This window comes from Paenibacillus ottowii, from assembly GCF_050516475.1.
In the GTDB taxonomy this organism is placed as follows: domain Bacteria; phylum Bacillota; class Bacilli; order Paenibacillales; family Paenibacillaceae; genus Paenibacillus; species Paenibacillus ottowii.
The window spans coordinates 4,635,504-4,656,054 of the sequence record NZ_CP191577.1; the positions used below are offsets into that span (position 1 = coordinate 4,635,504).

The 20,551-nt window shown below is 42.1% G+C and carries 13 protein-coding genes and 1 pseudogene; 3 read left to right on the forward strand and 11 right to left on the reverse strand.

The window, feature by feature from the left end; translation table 11 throughout:
- Nucleotides 1-156: 156 nt before the first annotated feature.
- The 11 genes from cdiI to ACQQ6X_RS21680 all read right to left on the reverse strand — a co-directional run bounded on the left by cdiI (nt 157) and on the right by ACQQ6X_RS21680 (nt 18,509).
- Nucleotides 157-522, reverse strand: coding sequence for a ribonuclease toxin immunity protein CdiI (cdiI, locus tag ACQQ6X_RS21630; protein WP_305166984.1), 366 nt, complete (start codon nt 520-522; stop codon nt 157-159).
- A gap of 19 nt (nt 523-541) precedes the next feature.
- Entirely contained in the window at nt 542-3,676 is a 3,135-nt protein-coding gene (locus tag ACQQ6X_RS21635; protein WP_305166985.1) for an EndoU domain-containing protein, read from the reverse strand.
- Between the two features lie 11 nt (nt 3,677-3,687).
- Nucleotides 3,688-4,122 carry a DUF4280 domain-containing protein gene (locus ACQQ6X_RS21640; RefSeq protein ID WP_305166986.1) on the reverse strand — a complete coding sequence of 145 codons (435 nt, stop codon included), beginning with the start codon at nt 4,120-4,122 and terminating at the stop codon, nt 3,688-3,690.
- Between the two features lie 24 nt (nt 4,123-4,146).
- Nucleotides 4,147-5,571, reverse strand: a complete 1,425-nt coding sequence (locus ACQQ6X_RS21645) for a phage baseplate assembly protein V (RefSeq protein ID WP_305166987.1) — start codon at nt 5,569-5,571, stop codon at nt 4,147-4,149.
- A complete protein-coding gene (locus ACQQ6X_RS21650; protein WP_129550044.1) occupies nt 5,568-6,227 on the reverse strand; it encodes a hypothetical protein in 660 nt (219 codons plus the stop codon). The genes ACQQ6X_RS21645 and ACQQ6X_RS21650 overlap by 4 nt, the downstream gene beginning before the upstream one ends.
- A 22-nt stretch (nt 6,228-6,249) precedes the next feature.
- On the reverse strand, nt 6,250-6,774 hold the full coding sequence (locus tag ACQQ6X_RS21655) for a hypothetical protein (protein ID WP_305166988.1): 525 nt from the start codon (nt 6,772-6,774) through the stop codon (nt 6,250-6,252).
- Between the two features lie 47 nt (nt 6,775-6,821).
- Nucleotides 6,822-7,943: a pentapeptide repeat-containing protein gene (locus ACQQ6X_RS21660; RefSeq protein ID WP_305166989.1), complete on the reverse strand. Its 1,122-nt coding sequence runs from the start codon at nt 7,941-7,943 to the stop codon at nt 6,822-6,824.
- A gap of 1,616 nt (nt 7,944-9,559) precedes the next feature.
- Entirely contained in the window at nt 9,560-11,680 is a 2,121-nt protein-coding gene (locus ACQQ6X_RS21665) for a protein kinase domain-containing protein (protein WP_305166990.1), read from the reverse strand.
- A 137-nt stretch (nt 11,681-11,817) separates the two neighbouring features.
- A complete protein-coding gene (locus ACQQ6X_RS21670; RefSeq protein ID WP_305166991.1) occupies nt 11,818-15,843 on the reverse strand; it encodes a TIGR02680 family protein in 4,026 nt (1,341 codons plus the stop codon).
- Nucleotides 15,809-17,014 (reverse strand): DUF2398 family protein, encoded by a 1,206-nt coding sequence (locus tag ACQQ6X_RS21675; RefSeq protein WP_305166992.1) that lies wholly within the window; start codon nt 17,012-17,014, stop codon nt 15,809-15,811. The genes ACQQ6X_RS21670 and ACQQ6X_RS21675 overlap by 35 nt, the downstream gene beginning before the upstream one ends.
- Entirely contained in the window at nt 17,007-18,509 is a 1,503-nt protein-coding gene (locus tag ACQQ6X_RS21680; protein ID WP_305166993.1) for a TIGR02677 family protein, read from the reverse strand. The genes ACQQ6X_RS21675 and ACQQ6X_RS21680 overlap by 8 nt, the downstream gene beginning before the upstream one ends.
- Nucleotides 18,510-19,284: 775 nt before the next feature.
- On the opposite strand from ACQQ6X_RS21680, the gene ACQQ6X_RS21685 reads away from it, so the two are divergent.
- From ACQQ6X_RS21685 to ACQQ6X_RS21695, 3 genes and pseudogenes are all read left to right on the forward strand, one after another.
- Nucleotides 19,285-19,590 (forward strand): IS110 family transposase, encoded by a 306-nt coding sequence (locus ACQQ6X_RS21685; RefSeq protein ID WP_058831496.1) that lies wholly within the window; start codon nt 19,285-19,287, stop codon nt 19,588-19,590.
- Nucleotides 19,587-19,634: pseudogene (locus tag ACQQ6X_RS21690) on the forward strand (hypothetical protein); the annotation flags it as partial. The gene ACQQ6X_RS21685 and the pseudogene ACQQ6X_RS21690, both read left to right, overlap by 4 nt.
- A gap of 46 nt (nt 19,635-19,680) precedes the next feature.
- The gene (locus ACQQ6X_RS21695; RefSeq protein ID WP_305167030.1) at nt 19,681-19,851 is read left to right on the forward strand and encodes a hypothetical protein; all 171 of its coding nucleotides are present in this window, start codon (nt 19,681-19,683) and stop codon (nt 19,849-19,851) included.
- Nucleotides 19,852-20,551 lie beyond the last annotated feature (700 nt).

Here is a 20,551-nt window from a genome sequence, read left to right on the forward strand (position 1 = left end):
AGTTGAATGTTGGGTTCACTCCGCACTGAGCAACCCCCACAAGTAAATACACAATATAATTCCCAAATAAGTCCCGCTTCAAATTCACTTTACAAACTTATTCACTCCACCCATCAGAATAAATAAACCCTTGTCTACTTTCTTAACAAAAGTCCATTATGCGATATTGAACTTTTGTTTGATTTCCTCTAATCGAGCTTCAACCTCATCCTTAACATTTGGATTCCGTATTAAATAATCCGTACTTGCTTCTTTTAGATAATGATAGAAAGTAGGGTAATCCAATACAATAGTCTGATCTTCCTCTACTGCAGGGTAGTCAAAAAAATAACAAACTCCCGTCTCCCCGAAATAACCTTCATCCCATTCATCTAACTCACCTGCAAAAACACACCAAACGCACTCGCTTCCACCAAACCCATTTCCGTTACAATAATTTTTAAGTGCATCTAAAAAATACTTCCCTTCAAGATGTCTATAATACATCTCCAATAATTCTTTCTCTGTTAATTTAACATTCACCAAATAATCCCCCTAGAAATTATTCTGATATAGTCGGGAAGAAATTCGTCACTTTTCCATTTCCATCAAGGTATCCCGTGAATTTCAACCCATTTGATGCTGTTCCTCGAATTTCCCTACCTACAATCTCGCCATGCTCCATCGCTTCCTTCCCCCATTTTATCATTTGATCATTCGAGATTACATTTGGATCATACACTGTTTTAGGGTGTGGAATATTTTTATACTGACCGGGTATTACGTTTAATTCCCTATCAAGAGCTGGAAGTCTATACTGAACCTGAAATACTCCAGGAACTGTGGGATGCGGTGTTCTTGAAATAATGATATCATCTAGCTTCCAGCCTTGATCTGTCAGAATTTTTTCGAAGTTTTCTAAATTATGACCTCCGACAACACCCTTATTCCCTTTTCTAACAATACCTTGTGTATTTATCATATGATCGTCAAAGCCATTTACAAACTCGAAATTGTTTTTTATTACTGGGACAACATCACCCGTCCCCTCAGAAGAATGATCATCCTTCTTATGCGATCCTCCTGGTGAAGCACCGTCATCTTTGGAATGTCTCTTTCCTTTCCTTCCAACTACAAACGCAAATGCTGCTTCTACTAACAGATGGGCAGTTTCTTGCTTGGAGCTATTTTTTGCTTTTTCATAAACAGCATCTGGTTGCGTTATGACTTTAACAATTTTATCTGCTACGTCTTGTTTTCCTTCGAAGTTATCAATCACCATTTGACGAATATCTAGATTAGGAAAGTTACGTATTCGCTCCCATGTCGCCTCTACATATTCATGAGTAGAGTTTTTGATTTCATTGAACACAATCCGCTCAGTCTCATCCAAGTCTTTCATAAAAGGACTTTCCCTAAACGGCCCATACTCTTTTCTATATTCGTCAATTGAATTCAGAAAATCAATTAGATATTTCTTCTGTTCCGTCGTATACCCTTTCATATCATCCCGATACTTGGAACTCATCAAAGCTCTGTCACTATATCGAAAATGGTTGTCTGTCTGCCGCTGATGTTCCATTAATGCAATTATATCTGTGGAGAGATCCTGATTATTATAATAAGCATCCAGCGCCTTTTCAAACTGTTGATCCACATTTCTTTGATACCATCGTTCCCGTATATCAGGAGGAACTTCGCCATAGGCTTGTACGGAAGCTTTACTGACTCCTATAACATAGTTGATGAAGTCCGGAATGGATTGTACTCCTCCATATCCTCTGGCACTCGTCCACACCTTGCCTAGAAAATCCATCATCGCATGTTGTTCACGTGCCCTCTGTTCCTCCGCGTGCGCATGTAAGGTTTGAGCAGCAACCTTGGCAGTCTTCCCTAACATCACTCCCCAGCCATGGGAAGGTACACTGGCAATCATGGACAATCCGGCTGCCGCATATTTAACTATGGATGACGGTCCGGAGGAAGCGACCTCGGAACGAATCGAGGCTATTTTTTGACTTGCTGCTTTCGGAATGGCCCCCAAGACAGGAATAGACGCAGCCACATCACATACTTTCTGGGCTAGTCCCAATACGCCATCCAGTAGACTGGCCTTCGGTGAGCTGGGAGTGTTTACGGCTGACTTAAGGGCTCCCCCATCTTTCGATGTAGCGCCTGAATTGGAGCTTTCTCCTGTACTGCTGCTTGCTGCACTTTTCGCCGCCTGCGCCTCCGCATAGGCTTTTACAGACATTAATGGCGGTTCCCAGACTGGTGCCAGTTCAGCTACAAAAACCGGTTTTTTAACCGTCCCTTCCAGTTGGACTTTAGCGGATCGTATATCCGTTTCACCGTCCAGCACCAAGCTGCTGCTGCCTGCTTTGAAATAGATGGCCTCGGCAGCTTGAATATTCAGTTCCCCATCTGCATGCAAGGAGAGCGTCTTGCCTGCCGACAATGACAATCCATGCTCACTGACGACCTGAACCCCCGATGCATTCAATTGAATGTGAACCCGTTCCGACTTGGCCGTCACCTTCAATTCACTGGCACTTAGCTTGATGTCCTTGTCATGAGGTGTCCCCCAATACTTGGTGGCTGGGTCAGTGAGCTTCGGCGAATTTCGGCCTTTTCGTATGGAGCTTGCCGCATATCCGTCCGCCTCCTGCTCTGTAGGGAACCGGACAGATACTGTATCTCCTTGTTCCGGCATGACGTACCAACCGCTGTGCCCTTCGGCTGTATAACTGCTGGCATATGGAAACCACCATGCCGTTTCCCGATCCTGTTTTTCATCCACTGTAAGATGAATACGTATTCGGCCTGATTTGGCTTCCAATACACGTCCTTCGAGCGAAGCTCCTGTCAGGTGAGGGCACAAAATCTCTGTTTGCTGAATTCCCTGTTCGTGAACCAGTTCATACTCGTGTAGCAGCACTCCTTTTTGCAATTCAGAAGTGACTTCCGCTACCATCCATTGCTCGCCATTCCAATCCGTCAGATCCCCGGGCCGGGCAAGCGTTTCACTCTGCAACAAGTAGCTGAAATTCGTTTTGCTGTTGGGATCAAAACTGCGCCGGGTTCGGTAAACAGGATGCTTCATTTCAACGTATTGTCCCTCCGGCATACCCAACCAGAACTTGGGTCCGTTCAATGAAATTTCCGGAATCAGCACAGCTCCAAATCGGGAAGCGATCCGTTTGAGAAAGGCCCAATCCGTCTCCTGATACTGTAAAGTAAAGGCATGCAGGGTAGCACCGTTTGTTGCGTTATCGATAACATCAGCCTGGCTGTACTTCTGAATGATTTGCTTGATCAACTTTTCGTAAGGCATTAAGGTATGCTGATAAGAACGGGTGACAGGTGTGATATCCAACTGAATCGTATGGGAAACGGCTTCAAGCTCCACATAATAGATACCACGCACCATTCGTGTTTCTGCACGGACCAATAAACCATGGAACAAAATGCGTTCAGATTGACCATTGTCTGTTTTGGTTCGGATGATGACAGGCTCGTTATCCTGATCCTGTTCTATGTAATGATCTCTCTGCTCTTCATCTATCCATCCACTGATCCTTAACCGGACATGATCGTTCAATTTCCGTTCAATACGCAGTTCATGGATCGTCTGAAGAGGATATGGACCTATGCATTCCAACTCCGTATACGTTAACATTGTTTGTGTATGATTCAACTTGTGCCTCCCTACTCCAGCGTCTGGCCATCGTCTGTAATCCGAATCATTCCCCCGTATAGGCACGCATTCGAACATTGATCCAGCAGGGCTGGTTCTCCTTCAACAAGCACATCGCTTTTGCCCCCGATCCAGGGTCCGGTGATCACCGGAACACAGTTCACTTTTTTGACCCCATAAATATCGACCATGTCACTACTTTTGACCGCTGGATTGGCTGGGCAGGAGCAACGGCCAAAATTGCTGATATTGGTGCCGGGCAAGTAATCTCCAACATTCATTTGGGCTTTCTCCTTCACATATACGCCGTGACTGAACGGTCGTTTGAGCCGTGTCGGCTGCGTACCAAAGCTGCAGCTCAAGATGGCCCCGGCAACTACGTAGCCCTGCTTGCTTCCCCGTCCAGCCTGGATAGGTTCCTCTTCCGAATGAGACTTTTTTGCCATTCCTCTTTCCCCCCATGTCCTTTCTTAGTTTGTTTTCACTTCACTGCCCAAAACATTGGTTATTCCACCCAGCGATACGGTACTGCCTTTGCTCGTCATTTGAATTTCATCCCCAGCGGTGATTTTCACTTTACTGCCAGAATGAATGGAGATATTTCCTCCTGCTGAAAATTGAATCTGTTTATCACTTACAATGTGAATACCATCTTTCTCATTTAACTGGATATACATCGTCCCCTCTTTACTGGTGATGACAATTTCATCAGGGGTTAATTTGATTTCCTTGCCGTGGGCGGTACGGAACAATTTGATGTCAGGGTGTGCAAGAGCATGTTGTCCCGTACTCTGATTCTTTTCGCGCAAAGATGTACTTGCCATGCCCTCTTCCTCGCGATGGGCAGGGAAATAGAGCAGAACGGTATCCCCGAGCTCAGGCATTACGTACCATCCGCTATGTCCTTCTGCAGTATAAGGAGAAACATAGGTAAACCAGTGGGCCTTTGCAGGGTCCTGCGCAGCATCGATATGTAAATGTAGTTTGATACGATCTCGCTCTACCTGAATGACTTTACCAGGTAAAGACAGACCGATAAGCTGCTCGTTAAACACCTCTTGGTGTCTCAATCCCTTGTGGGAAGTCAGGGTATACACGTGCTGCATCATTCCTTTTTGCATATGAGTGTCTACCTTGTACACATACAGATTTTTACCCTTAAAGGTAACGGTGCTGCCGAGCTCCAATACCTGCTCCGCCTCAACCCGGTAATCAATAAAATCATGCTCGTTTACATGTGCTGTATCATTGCCGTTGAAATAACGATAATCTCCGACTCGCTTGCTGACGGTATAATGATAATTGGTTAAGTCCAGTCCAGACTGGGTTTCTTCGACTCCAAAATAGCACTTCGGCACCTCAAACACCGACGCAGGCGTGAGTGAAGTATGGTAACGCGAAGCGATCCGCTTGAGGAACTCCCAATCGGTTTCACGATATTGGACTGCTATACGGCCTAAAGTCGCTCCCCCTGTAGCCGAATCAATGATATCAAAACCGGGATAATCTGCACCTACAGCTCGCAGCAATTCCTCAACCTTCATATTTTTATCTTGAAAGGACCTGTTCTTTTTACGAATATCCAGTTTATACGTGTGTGATATTGCCTCGACCTCCAGGTAATACACATCTCTGACCACTTTGACTTCCATATGGAGCACCGTTCCGTTAAATAGCGGTGTTGGAGTGCCTACCTCATCTAGTTGTGATACACAAACCGGTGAATCGGCTTCAATCAACTGGACATAACTGTCCTGTAGTTCTTCAGGCAAAATAGCGGTAAAAGAGAGCCGGGTGTGCTCATTCAGTCGCTTGGTCATATGCAGTTCCTGAATGCTAACCACTTCAAATGGTGTAATTTGCAGCCGATCATATGTAATATGGGTTAATGTCATAAGGGTTGATTTTCCTTTCGTTCAGACTCGATTTTCAACGTTAGCAGCATACTGCGGGCTATTGGCTGCCAGGTCGCCATCTCTTCATCCGTACAGTTAAAAGTACACATGAGCGCACGTCCTTCCAGCACCGTAAAAAAGGATAAATTATACACACGCGCATTCCATACTGGTGTCATAAATTCACAGTATCCAATCTGACACTCTTCGTTCTCCAGCACTTCATGGCCAAACCATTCAGTCAACTTCTGGGTTTGTTTTACCACCTGAGCCATCTCATCCGTAAAGTTCTCCAACTCTTCGGTTTGTAATGGACTTTCGGTATGCTTGAAGGTTAAGTTAATCGTGCCTGTGTCATTGGTAAAAATAAAATCCGGACGATGATGAGAGGGATATTTTAATCGTTGCTCGTGCATGGGCATATCCCGAAAGCTCTTTGGCATTGTTATACTGATGCGTTCATCCAGCAAATGTCGCTGAGCAAAAATAAATCTTTCCCCACCGAGTTGCATAAATGTTTGTAAGGGCTGTCCAAACGGTTCCTTCCCGTGAGCGTGATTCACTCCTTCATCCTGAATTAAAGATTGATCATTTTCGGTATTTTCTGCTGTTACTGTGTGTAGCAACGAAACAATTTTCTTATCCAGATGTTCCATACATCATCCACTCCCATCTTTATTACTGCATGGCGACTTCCTGAAAGGTGATGCCACTTGTCCCTCTCCGCAACAGACTTTCCGCCAAGGCCAGATTGACCAACATGCAGGTTTCACGCAACCCTTGGACTTGCAATAGGGATTTCCCCTCGGTACGTTTTCGATCTACGACCAGCTTCATCAATGTTCCTCCGGGACGAAATTGGCTTTGCTCACCCAAACAATCCACTAAAGGGGGTTGAATCATCCAATACAACTTTTGCTGCGAACGTTCCATATCCCGAAGCAAAGCCATACGGCTGAACAAGCTCGGCACATAGACCTGTAACAATTCATGCACAGCATCAGATACCATCATCCTTGAACCCATTAGAATATCAGGGTAAACTGTATAATCGTGACCATTAACCTTAAACTGTGCAGCATAAGATGGGGGCCAATTCGTCCAGTCATTTAGGTCCATCATCTCTGCATTTGCTTCTTCATCCCATACGGGAACAGCAGCATACAACATCCGATCATCCTGCTGACAAAGGAAATACTCCACTATGCCACATCCCTTTCATTCCGTTTCCCCGCATTGTGTTATACAAATTAAGTTAGACTCTGTACGACTGGATGCATGCCTAAACTAAACCGGCTTCCATCCAGCACCGCTCCTTTGAAGCAGGCTCCCTCAAACGCTGCCCCCATAAAGTCAGCCCCCCGCAATATGGCCCCGGTGAAATCTGCATCCTTCAAGTAAGCTCCCTGAAATTGGGCTCCTGTAAGATCCGCTCCTGCAAAACTTACGGGTTGAAAACCGGGTCTTTCCCATCGTTCAGACTGGTAAATTCCAGGTACAGCTATTACATCCCGGAAAGATGCCCCTCTTAAGTTGGCTTGTTCAAAACGGGCTTCCTGAATCAAACAACCACTAAAATCCGCTTCTTGTAAACAGGCTTTATTCCAACAAGAACCAATCAAATTCCCTTCTGTAAAAACACTATTGTTGAAAGAACTTTCACTCAAATCGGCATATTGCAGACGTATTCCTTCATAATCTCCTTGAGATCCGTCAATTCCCCGAAAAACTTCATGTATGTAGTCATATGGCTTCTTTTCCTCAAGCCACTCTTTCATCACCGTCGAATCTTTGACACACATATCTCGTTTATAAACGACTTCGCTTCGATCTAAATACTCTCCGACTCTCAGTTCGAACACATCTTCCAACTGTATTTCATCCAGCCATGCCTCTGTGATACTAAAACGCGCCAAAGCAATGATATATTGATGAACATGTACTGCTACGTGCAATTTCATCCTCTGAATATCATCTAATCCGATTCTTCCACCATATTTCTTAGCGTGCTTACTTAATTCCGTCTCCCAATCGTCCAAATAGCGAAATGCCCAATTCGCATCATAGGTATCCCGGCAAGGATGGAGATCCATAAACCACGTCTTGTCCATGGCCTCCACCAAATAGGTCGCCCTTCCGTTTGCTAATTCGGTACGGAGCATGGAGTAAGATATATATCCCAACGCCTGCTTGGTACCTTCTCGCTGCATCTGCTTGACTTTCCCGAGTAGTTGCTCCAGTGAATTACGAAATGTCTTCGCCAAAGCATGCTTACGATTTTGAAAAGAGGCTTCCAACGTAAATAACATTTGATGCTTTAACGGTTCGTAGACCTCATTTGCAAAATGTTGAAGAATTTCCTCACGATTCACGTTCCATCTCCTTTCTGGTTGCTGCGTTTACATACTGCTGTGCATATTAAAGTAGCTGTTTATCTTAAACCGAAATCTAATATAAATGATATGTGAAATCATAATTTTCAAGGGTATATTTAACAATAAAACATCCTTATGTATGTATCGGATAGATTAGTGATTTTGTTTACAGAAAGAACCATAATACGTGTTATTTTCAATGTAAACAATAAAGACTTTGCTATACAACTAATCTATCAAATCGTATATCTTAGGAGAGTGAGTAAATATAATTAATTCCCCCCATCTTTCCTCGTTCTATATGATGTTTACAAATCATGATGAACCTTTAAGACTTAATAATCTCATTTCTATACTCTACTCAATAAAAAGCTAAAACCCGCTCAGAGAGCGGGATGAGCAGATAGAAGTAACGGGAGTTAAACCTCTTCCGAAGGCAAAGCAATATAGGATTCTGCGAGTGTAATGACTGGCTTGATATACCCCTTTCCCTGTCACTAATTAACTTCGGGTCGTCGGCTAGCCGCATACTAGGAACCACTTTAGGTTGAGCTCTTATTTTGGAACATAGACATGTAGATTGAGAGCATATTCACTGAATGTTCCCGAACATTTCTTCTGTTCATTCTCTGATGTTCTTCGTTATATAGCTAGTAATGCTAAATCTCTCTTGTGTATAAACTAAAAAGTCATTAAAAGAAAGAAAATTATACTTTTCTGAACTGGCTTTGCGCAGCAATTTCAAAAGGCAAAAGCAGCCAATCTCAAAGAATTAACCGCTTTTAGTCTTAAGGCTGTATTAAAGCTCCTGTGAAAGTAATTGCTCCAATAGCATTTGCAGTATCGACGTTTGTTAGCGCAGCTAACGATACGACACATTAAGTCCCAGGGGTAGGTCAACGTGGTTAACACTGCTTTGCTCCATATGTGGCTATCCTGCCCGTTAGTTCAATAAAAGGACGCTTTCACGCCTTCGCTTGGGCTACGCCCTCCTCACTAAATTAGATTCCCAATATTTAACTAAAGAACGTATGCGGGTAGCATGTAATGCTTAAAACTATCTTGATCAAAGTACAAAGAAAATACTTTATTTTCTTTGACATCAAGGCAGCTTAATACCGGTTAGTTCAGCAACTAAAAGAACCAGTTATCCTAAATTAGGACAACCGGTTTTTAAAACTCAGGAACCAACTATAACGTAAAGATACCAACTTTAGTGTAACCGAACAGTAACTGAACACTTTTTGTCAGGTGATAAAAAAGTGTGGAACCAATTTTGTTGATTTTATTGTGCTTGCCACGGCATTTGATAAACGGGAAAAAAAGAAAGTGTGGAACTACTAGGAATTACCATGAAAAGAAAGTTGGAGACTTTCTTCCAAATGAGGTTAGCATTTTCTAACGCACGCTGGTAATCTAAGGACCAGATAGCTTCCTGTATGATAATTCATACGATACAGCTACATTTAACCAAAACCTATTGATTTTACATAAAGTACTTTTAAATATTTTCAATGGGTGCAAAGTATTAGGTATCAGCAACAAACAACTGTGTGCTTTGTATAGTATATCCAAAATATACAAGTCGTCCGTATTCGCTGAGTTCGCCCGTTTTAATAGTCATTTAAAACGAAACGTATATCGGATGGATAATGAGTATCCTTCAAAAGGCTGATTAATAAATCATGAGAAGTTAAAAATTCCTCCCCAATTATGTGTGCTATTTGTTGAGAAATTCTATCCTGACCAGCCAAATTCCCAATAATATCGACCATTATAGCTTGAGCTAAAGGAATTTTCTTCTCTAGTGCAGCTATTATTATCAGGTTTAAAGTAGATATTTGCACCACAAGATTTTGTGATATTTTATAGATTCCATTCAAAAGCTCTGAAAGGTGAACCCAATCCACTTCATTACAATCTATTACTCTATAAATGTTCTCTTTTGCTACATTTATAAATGGCACTATTATCGTTTCATGTTTTGCACATTCCATAAGAACGTCAATGGGAATGGATAAGAAAGGTCTAACGAATTTTTCAACAACTTCTTGCGACTCTTCAATCTTCACGGCAGACATACATTTTAATACTTGCTTCACATCAAAAGAGAAATCTTGGAATTCATAAGTCCTTAAACTATCAAATAAATAATTACTTTGAGCCGAACTATTAATTAAATCATCCATTAATTCTTGGACAGTCTGATACCTATTGGAACGATCCTCCTCCATTGCTTTTCCAACAATAGGTTGATATTTAATAAATGATCTGAATCTTTGCTCTGGTGACTCCCCACTAAATATGAAATACATTATGGCCCCTAGCGAATAAATATCAGATAGAGAATCCGCATTTTTCAAGCTTATCTTTTGCTCTGGGGCAGTAAACGCGGCTCTTCCATATGACATGTTAGAAAGTCTAGTAATTGAAGAAAGTGATTGGTCGTCTTTCGCCAAACCAAAATCAGCAACCTTTGCCAATATAGTTCCGTCACTGTTGGAAAATAACAAGATATTATGTGGGGCAAGATCCCGATGACTGATTTTATAATTATGCAGATAAGACACACCACAAAGTATATCTTTAAATATACCTAATTTTGTTTCATCCGACGCGGTAGGATTTAACTCTAGCCATTTTTCTAAGGAGGTTTCCGCCAATGGCATTGTGAATAGAACAGGATCATTATCGAGCTTTATTTTGTTAATTTTAATAATATTTGCATGAGATATTCTTTCTCGTAAAAGTTTAATCTCTCTTTTAAAGCGCAGTAAGTAGTCCTCTCCTTCTTTTCCATATTCTCGAAGAAACACTGACTTCTCAAAGAGTATTTTACATGCCATTTCTTTCTTTTCAATTGAATCAAAAACTCTGTATACTTCAGCAAACCCACCTGATCCGACCTTTTCCAATGGAATTAATTGATTTTTTTGTTCTTCACCATTTTGGTCTTCTAAAATCCACAAACGACGAGCTAATTTATTGGACTGCGAGCAGAATATGATACGATGTCCATCTAAAATGTGTTTAATCTGTTCTTCATCGGGTTTTGAAATGATATCCTCTCCATTATCCAAGTGATTTAACACTTGTAATGCAAACAGCATCATCTTACCGCCGTCCGAATTAGGAGCTAAAGCATGGAAATCATCTGTAAGCTTATAGGCGAGTAAGGGTAAAAAGATATTGTTACCCAAAGGTAAATGGTCAAACATTTTTTTCATTAGGTTAAGTAGTTGCTTAAGTAAATTTGGGTTTTCCTTATAAATGGAATGAATAAATGCATTTTTTCGATAGTTTGTTATGAACAAAACAAATCTATAGAACGGGCTGCCCTCTTTAGATTGACTCAAAAAAGTTTGAAAAAACAGTTCCTTCTCTTTTTCAAAGTTGTGTTTATCTTCGCTTTTAGACGTTAAAGTCCCCAAAAAGTACAATTGTAAAAGATCGTTCATATCTAGACCTTCAAATGAATTCTTATATTTTGTTTTCATAATAGCTCTCTCAAATTTTGCAGCAGTAATCATAATTGGTTTATCATTCCTGTATATCTCACCAAAAAAACCTTCTAACGTTTGCAGTTCATGTGGTGATGGATCGCTAAGAACAACTTTGGTGCTCCTCCCAATCCTTCCGTAACTTCGGTATTTATCCCGAAAGAGTGTAAACAAGGAGCTAAATCCTTTCTCAGTTCGAAAAATCTGAACCAGTTCCATCAGTGAAGACTCCATAAATACACTTCCTCAAAAAAATTCACTTGTTTTTGGAGCTATATCAAGTTACTGAACACTAAAGAAATAATTGAAGAGGGCGAGTAAAATGTCTATTCTTTTTAGTCCAAATATGGCTTAATTGAAGTCCGTTTTGTTCACTCCACTTCCACTTGTCTCTTCCCGTTCCAATGATAACGACGGAAACCTATATGCGGAGAGGAAGGTTGCCGCAAGATTGTGACGATCGAAAGTGATTTTACACTTCGATAGCAGCCCCACAAATCATACGAATTCATAATGTAATCAAAACCAAAGTCTTGAATCATATTGAACATTTTCTCTTTATTGCTGGAATCGACTCCCGCAAATGCCTCATCAAGCGTAATTAACCTTGGTGCGGTATCTGATGCACTCATAAGGATCGCGTCGATCGCCGCAAGCAGCGGCATATACAAAATGATCGCTTTTTGACCATTACTATATCTCCCAAAGTTGCGGTTTCCAACTTTTTCTGGTCCCGTACCTTTATCAACCTTCGTTTCGAATATAAACCATTTCCGGTAATCCAAAACCTCTTTGTAGGCCTCCAGCCTGGTCATTCTAAAATTTTTTTTTGTTCGTTGTTGTACGGCTTCGATGCGTGCGCGGAAATGAGCTGCAACTTTTTCAAGGTCGGAAGGATCAATGAATCTACTATTACGGCTTAACAAATCCACAAGCTGTTTTGTTTTTAGTGTATCATCTTCCAAAGCATCCTTTGCATTCCAGTCCAGACGAATCCGAAGTCCCTCGAACTCATGGAACCGCTCGTTTACATCATTAACCCATTGTCCGGCTTCATAAATTCGTGCCTGGATTGTACGTCCGATCTCGTTAATGATAATATCTGTAAACAGTTCTTTTTCTTTTTCCCCGATATTTTGTTTTAATTTAAGCTCAATGTCGGACAATTCTTGAAGCAACTCTAGCGGCGAACATGGAACCCCACTATTGCTCTGCAGGCTTAGCGTAGAATACGAGGTTAACCGAGTTAGCGCGTCCACATCAGTTCTTCCTATTTCCCCTTTTACTTCATTTTCCCCGTTCCAAGGTTGTTCGCGTTGGCGACGTAAACGGTAGTCTTCAAGATCGCCTCGTACCTCGCTTTCTACTTCCAAAAGGTGCTCAAGCGCCTCTTCACGATTAGGAGCACTTACACTGTCCCGCCCTATTATTTGATCGGCCGTGTAAGAAGAAAACGGACTATTTATTGTCTGGAGCTTGCGAAATTCTTTAAACCACACGCTCTCCCGTTTCGAAGCTTGTAAAATAGCAGTTTTGAGTTTCTCAATTTCTTTTTTTGCATTATCTATTTGGGGTGTGAGTTGGTTAAATACCTGTTCTGCTTGTCGCTGACCATCTTTAGCATCGTTAAGCTGCTGGTTCGCATTCTCAATCTGTTTAAACACATCGGAGTTTGAATCCATAGCTTCTTGCAAGCGCTGAATGGTCTTTTCGAGCTTCGATTGCTCGTACGATAATTCATCGTAGTCCTCTTGATAATCCTCTACGATGGATTCCAAAGAATACAGATGCCCCCTGGTCTGGGTAATCCTCCTTTCCACTTCCATTCGTTTTTCGGTAAGCTTGCCTAATTCCAAGATTTCATCTTTATATTTCCTGCATTGTTCTAGGGTATGGCTGCAAACGTCCAGGCGAAGCGGGAGATCCATATCGCCAATTAAACGCATAACTTGATTTCGAACATTAAGGGTTTCTCGACGAATGGACTCATAATGCGTATATGCTTCCTCTTTTTCCGACTCACAACGTTTAGCATTTCGCTTTTCTGCATCCTGCTCCCGATAAACCTCCTTAATTTCTTGCGTGGAAGGGATCTTCATCCATGTTCGGCGTAGTTCGTCGATCTCGGCCTGCGCCGCGCGTAGTTCGTGGCTTTGATCCGACAAATGCTGTTCTAATTCATCTAGTTGCTCTCGAAGGGCAAGCAGGCGCCGCTGACGAGCCTCTTCTCGAGCCCGAAAACCGACATACGACTCACTGCATCTAGGCGCAGTTCCTTCTAGGAATCCGCTACGGAAAACGCCATCCTCGCCGATGTACCCTTCTTGATTTTCATCAACTGAAATTCCCTGCAGAACACGCTCAATTGTTTTTGTATCGATTCTATTACTAGAAACAGGCTCCATCAGATCGCCTAGATGCTTGCTTTTCGGCGCTTGTGTGCGAAGTACAACCGCTTGACTACTCGCCTTTGCTTCATATTCCTCAGGTACAATGACAGCCTGGAGCAGTCCAGAACGTTGAATGACGGACTCGACACTTTTTCGGATATGGTCCGAAACGGCTTCCTTGAACTCGACAGCTTCAAAAAAGCGAATATATGGGATTTGAAGCTCATCAAGGCCATTCCATTGTAGTCGCTCCTCTTTCTGCTCAGGAGGTTCCACAAACGGTGCTGACAGAACCTTCTCATATTCGATTTGAACTTTCTTGATTTCACCAGTTAGCCGCTGAATATGGTACTCGGCTTCTCTTTTTTGGGTTTGGAATGGTTTTTCCCGAGGCTCTAAAATATTCTGCTTCCAAGAATGAAGCTTTTCCTCGTCTTCACTATATTCATATAAGTCACCTAAAATCCCCTGTAATGATTCCCACTCTCGTGTTTCAATTGATAGGCCGTGATCAGCTGACCACCTTTCGATTCGTTCGAACAACTCGACTCTGGATTTTTGAAGTTGCTTGTACAACGAGTCTATTTTTACAATTGAAGCATTGTATGCCTCAAGTTTGTTTTCAAAATCGGTTCGTTTCTGCATGGTTTTCGCTTCTTGTTCTTGATAGCACCGTAGATTTTCATCAATTTCTTTTAATCGTGCAATATGCCGATTAATTTCTTCCTTCCACGACGTAATTAAACTAATCTGATCCGCCGTCGTTGAGAATTGACTAACAAACCGATCGTGGTAATCGAACTTGATCGACGTTTCATACTCTTTCAAGTAATCGAGGATTCCTTGGATCTCATCCTTGATTTGAAGTTCACCCTGAACTGCCTCATTGATGGTTTGTTTATTCTTATGAACATCCGTCCTAGAGTTGCGGAGTTGGGTTTCCTTTTGGCCTAACCTTTCTTTAACTTGACCAAACTGACTCTCCATTTCTCGCTTCTTTTTTTCAGCTTTGAAGACATCCTGATGAGCTTCTTTAAGCGTATTAACGGTTACTCCAAGCGCTGTAATTTGTTGCTCTGATTCATCGATTCGCCTCTTCGCATCTGATTGTCTTTGGGTCATCTCTTGCAAGTCATTTTCTTTTGTGACAAGGCGACTTTGCTCACTTTCAAACAGTCGGGAGGCTCGAGAAACATGCTCGGTGAACTCGAAGAACAGAGCAAGTTGGTAAGCTTCATAGGCCTCGCTCAGCTTTTTCAGTGCTTCTACTTCAGATGTTGTCTTAGTTAAGAGTTCTTCTTGCTCAGTAATTTTTGATACAATATTCGTTAGCGACTCCAAATCGTTATCGGATAGCTCTGGGAGCGCGTCCGTCAAACTTGTATTAATAATGCTAGGCCCGACATCTTTGCTAATTTTCGGTGGCCGCAGTTCAATTAATAGCTTGATATACATATGGAAGGTATGCATATTTTGAAACCCGAACAACAGCCGATTGACCTCTTTCGCGTATTCGGCTTTATGTTCCGTAATGAACGATCCTTTGAAACGGTCACAGAAATCACGATAATCAAGCGGAGCCTTCCCATCCCTTGTTTGGTTGTATAGTAACAAGTCTTTCCCGACCTGCTTTCCATTTGTCACAATGAAATACCAGGTCGTTAAATCTCTTGACTTGCGCACGCCAGTAAGGCCCATACCAATGGTTATGAGCTGCTCCCCCTTACGAAATTCCATGTAAAGGTAGCCGTTTCCGTCTTTCTTTTGATTAACCGCCTCTTCACCAAGATGAAGGTCAATCAACAAGCGATCAGTACGCTTTTGAGGATCAAGACGAGAAGGGTTGTAATTCCCATCAAGGAGCAGAGGCAACATCAGAGTCGAGGCTATCGTCTTCCCGCTAGCATTGTCACCCCGAATAAACAGTTTTCCGTCCGAAAGTTCAATTTCCGTATCGGCATGATACCAAACATTAAAATAGCCAATTCTGGTCGCTTTCCAGCTCACGCTTAACGTCCTCCTTTTGCGGTACTTCTTCTACAATTTCACCTGCCACACGGCCTAAAGCATCACTAAAGATCCATTCATCGTTTATTACTTTCAACAAGCCCAGTTGCTTCATATAGTCGGCAACCTCTTCCCATAGCGCTCGGTCAGACAAGCTGGACTTCGCTAAATACTCCTGATTCGCCCTACGAACTGAAACAAAAAGGTCGAAGGCATCTTTGGCGTAAAGCACAACATAGCCGCGGTGATTCAACCAATTTTCTCCTCGATCAAGCCGATCACGTAAATGAGTCCCTATCGCAGTGACGATATGGGAATGTGTGTTATAAGCAGGATAGACGCTCTTCCCTTCCCTGGGTTTGTCATGGACTAGAATCCAAGTGGAGGCGTACCGCTCTAGAAACACCCCTTGAAATACTTCCTCCAGCTTTTGCTGCATACGAAGGCCATGTCTTTCTGCATAAATCACTTCATCATGTGATAATTCGGATAAAAGCAGGCAGCCCTGTGCAAATAAGCGTCTCCAAATTTGCTGTTCACAGATCATGCCTTCTTTAATTTCTTCTTGATGAAGTGCCTCCCTAAGCGAAATCATGTTACTAAATTCAGATAATGATAGACGAGTCTGACGAATCACATGCCTAAGCCCATTGGAGACTTGCATGAGTAAATCATAATCTTCGCTGTCTCGAAATTGGTCAATGGTTCGGTCGAACATGAGAAGAAGCCGCTCTTGCTCCAACGTTTTAATTACGCGAATCAGACTTGTACGAACCCCATGATCAGACCACGAAATGGCATCTGGCCCTCCAGGATAGTACGCTTTAATGCTTTCAAGCAACTCACGCAGTACAAATTGTTGATCCTCGCCCTTCTCTTCCATGAACGCCAGTACACATGAATATAAAACAAAATCCATTTGGTATTTCAATGAGTGCGTAGGGTTAGGGTCGAGCACTCTCCGTTCAGGGCGTTTGATCAAACGAACATAACCTTCCCCCATGTAGATAGGGTAATAGAACCATTCACGAAAAACAGCTTTTAATTTGTGCTCGTGACTTCGAATGCGAAAGTATAATTCAGGCTTATGCTCCTTATAGATCCACTCTTCGGACCAGAGCAAAAATACAAGGGTTTGAATCTCTTCGGTTAGGGCTTCTGCGTTACTCATCTGTAACACCGTCCTCTAACACTATTTCAATGTCATCCATTGTAAGCTCTCCATCTGTACACTTCATCTTAATGCGATCTTCACTAGCGACAAATGCGCGAAATTCACGTCCGTCAGGTAAATAAGCAATATCATGATTGCGCAAGCCTTCGGTTTCCATGTACAACAAAGTATCCCTTAATGCGGGGCTAATTTCATTCAAGTCTCGGATTCGAATTTGGCCGTTCAAAGAGATCGCTTCCATTTCTCTTCGCAATCGTTCCTCTTGCTCTTTGTGTTCCATTTCAATTCGCTGACGCTCGAATGGGTCTTCAAGTAGGATCGATTTAACTCGCTTAACAAAATCTCTTTTTTTGCGGGGAATTAGTTCGATCTGCTCTGCAGGCAACTCCCATACGGTCTTGGTTTCACTGTCTGATGTCTGTATGTCGGTAATAACCATTTGTGAAGCGGGACCAATTCCCTTTATATAGCCAAACAATTCTTTGCATTCTCCATCATCATTGGCCTTGAAAAATAGGGCCGCAAGATGTAAGTAATCATGCTTCCGGTTGGTGTAGTGGAAGAGCCGATCACTTACTTGTCTAGACAGACGAAGGACCTTGTTGATTGCGGTTTTGGTTTGCTCCATCAAAAAGTAGTACCCGCCCTCTTGGGAACTTTCATTGGCAAACCAATTAATCATTGATTGCCACTGCTTTTTGTGCAATTCCACGCGCTCTTCTTGATCCGTGTCTCCTAGGGTAGGAAGCTGAATCCGATTGATCTCGTAATCTACGATTAAATAAATGACATTTTCTATGTAATCTTTGGAAACGGACATCAGTTTCTTTAAAATGCGAACTTGCTGCTTTTGAATATCACGAACAAATTCGTCCAAGTAGCTAACAAATTTATTTTTATGCTCAAGGAACTGATCCGAGAGATATGCCGCTTCCATGTCATTACTGTTCACATGGGAGAGGTAATCCGACGTATCAATGCGCAAGCGATCATGTCGCCCCATGATTTCGTTCCAAAGGTTGTAAAGTTCGGATGGTTCTTTTGTCGTTGCACTTTTGAAACGATCGAGTTCTTCGATAATACGGGCCGCTAAATTCTTCTCTAGTGACCCCCTTACTCGATTTGCCCGTCGCTCCATCGTTGTGATCATTTCTTCAACATCTATGAGTGCATCGGTGGCTCGAATCAAATATTTTTTTCGCTTGAAGTCTTCATATGCCACGTATTTGACATTCTCTTGTTGCGATATCTCGATATTCCCCCACTCTTTCATCGTACCAAGGTCCATCTCCAAATCCTCCATTGAGTAGTCAGGGAACCGTTTAACAAACTCATCCATTTGTCTTAAAGCGGTATAAATATCTTCTGTTGTGAGCATGGTCCTAAATATACGATGATGTTCGTACAGGACGCGGGCGATAGGCCGATAGCGATCAGTCCGTTGGTGTGCAACCAAATAAGTAAATTGTTCCAATCTATTAAAAAGACTCATATAATTCTCCTTTAGAGATTTCCTATTCTATTATTATACACCCTTTCCAACTATAAGAATGGAAGATATTCTATAGGTATTCGTTCACTAATTGATCAGCGTGTAACTGTCACCGGATGTTTCATTGAATTATTCTCTCTCGTCGGCTTAGCTCCAGCTCTAGTTGCATACCATATCATTCTCAGTCGGTCATCAGATGGTCGTTTGGACCATGAATACAACAAGCCAATTTGTGCGTCGGTGTGGCATGTGAATACCAATATTATCCAACTTATACACAGGCCGACCTTATAACGCATTTAACGTTTTCCAACTGTCCTCTCCCGCCTTTATGTCTCGTAAAATCCACGTGGTATAATTTATTTCTGAATCGTCTGAAGATTGCCTACAATAGATATCGAAATCGCAATACCCATAATAGTCATGGTAGTTTATCTGAAATTGAAACGCTAGAGAAGTACACTGAATGGCATTCAATGTTTTATGTTGCTGATCAGTATAGGTGTACATTGCCTTATGCTGAAGATACTTATTATGATTATCATCAGTAGCTTGACTCTTATATCCCCGGATTTCAAGGATACTGGACAAATGAATATCGAGATCATATACCTTTAATTCCATTCTTATGAGAGTTCAAAAACTACAAAAGCTCTGATAATGAGCAAGAGTATGTGATTCCAAAAAAATTAATTCAATCTATGATCATGAATAAAGATTATATTTCTCCTCATTACATCTGGTCGTAGGCGTAGATATTGCTCAGGAAGCTCACGTGGCTCATGCGGTTAGCTACCGGGGAATTGCTCTCGGATCTCCACTTGAGTTTGGCAGCCATGACGAGGGTTTTCAGTTGTTCAGCCGCTGGATTCAAGATCTGCTTAAGTTGTACAAGCTGAACAAAATCATCGTCGGCATAGAACCAACTGGCCACTACTGGCTAAGCCTGGCTCGTTGCCATTCAGCCAAAGGAATTGAGGCTGTTCTCGTAAATCCTCATCTCGTCAAAAAGAATAAAGATACCCAGATAATACTCCATCCAAAAGTGACCGTAAAGATGCACTTGTCATCGCGGATATGATCAAAAACGGATACTATTCCCCTGTACGCTTTAATTCGGAAGTCTACGAGGAACTTCGGATTTCCCTATCTCATAACGATGTGCATGCTCATGACCAATCCAGATATTCGAGCCCTGCACCACCACAATGTCGACGTGAAAAAATTAAAGAAAATGAAACCTATTATGAAATTGTGCGGTAAAGTCACCCGAATGCTTGTCGGTCTGGCCAAGAGTAGCGAAGCTTACGATTCGACTAAAGTGTCTCCGCAAGCAGCTTAAGCAGCATTTTCTCACAGCTCATGCATTCACAGGATGGACAAGAAGCACGGAGTATCGAGAGGCATTAAACAAAAGGGCTCGGACCCGTTGAGACATGGGAGTGAGATTCGCTAGGGGCGACTTGGAGACGTACATAATATGGGATAAACTAGGTGGACACTCCTCACCCTTGTTCCCGCATGCCCTTTGTACTACTCCAAGCCCCCCTCCCCTCTGTGAGCCTTTTCCTATCACACTTAATTAAGGGTGAAATCCTGCGAATTCATGAGCATGAGTGAGGAAACTGAATCATTTTGAGGGAGTTTAATGAACCATCGGCAGTCTAATACTTTATTTCCTTCCGACATTAACAACTAAAAAACCGGTCATCCTAAACTAAAAAGATCCCGATATATCATCGGGATCTTTCTTGGTGTTTGTAAATTGACTAGTTCCACAGTTTTTTTACTGGTTCCACACTTTTTTATCACCAGACAATTGTGCACAGACAATAAAGTTGTGTACTAGTCCCCCTCGGTGTATCAACGTTTTTACTGATTTTGCAATGTTGTAATATACAATAAAGTTGTGTACTAACGAGTAAAATGCAGCTTTTTCCACCTGTACGATATACAATAAAGTTGTGTACTAAAAGCCAGTATTTGCGGTTTAATTTTCAAAAAAAAATTATACTTATAAAATTATTAAATTAATGACTTTA

Coding starts and splice junctions, on each gene's coding strand:
- ACQQ6X_RS21640 (WP_305166986.1), bottom strand. CDS start 4,122: ATGGCAAAAAAGTCTCATTCGGAAGAGGAACCTATCCAGGCTGGACGG.
- ACQQ6X_RS21645 (WP_305166987.1), bottom strand. CDS start 5,571: ATGACATTAACCCATATTACATATGATCGGCTGCAAATTACACCATTT.
- ACQQ6X_RS21650 (WP_129550044.1), bottom strand. CDS start 6,227: ATGGAACATCTGGATAAGAAAATTGTTTCGTTGCTACACACAGTAACA.
- ACQQ6X_RS21665 (WP_305166990.1), bottom strand. CDS start 11,680: ATGGAGTCTTCACTGATGGAACTGGTTCAGATTTTTCGAACTGAGAAA.
- ACQQ6X_RS21675 (WP_305166992.1), bottom strand. CDS start 17,014: ATGAGTAACGCAGAAGCCCTAACCGAAGAGATTCAAACCCTTGTATTT.
- ACQQ6X_RS21680 (WP_305166993.1), bottom strand. CDS start 18,509: ATGAGTCTTTTTAATAGATTGGAACAATTTACTTATTTGGTTGCACAC.
- ACQQ6X_RS21695 (WP_305167030.1), top strand. CDS start 19,681: ATGACCAATCCAGATATTCGAGCCCTGCACCACCACAATGTCGACGTG.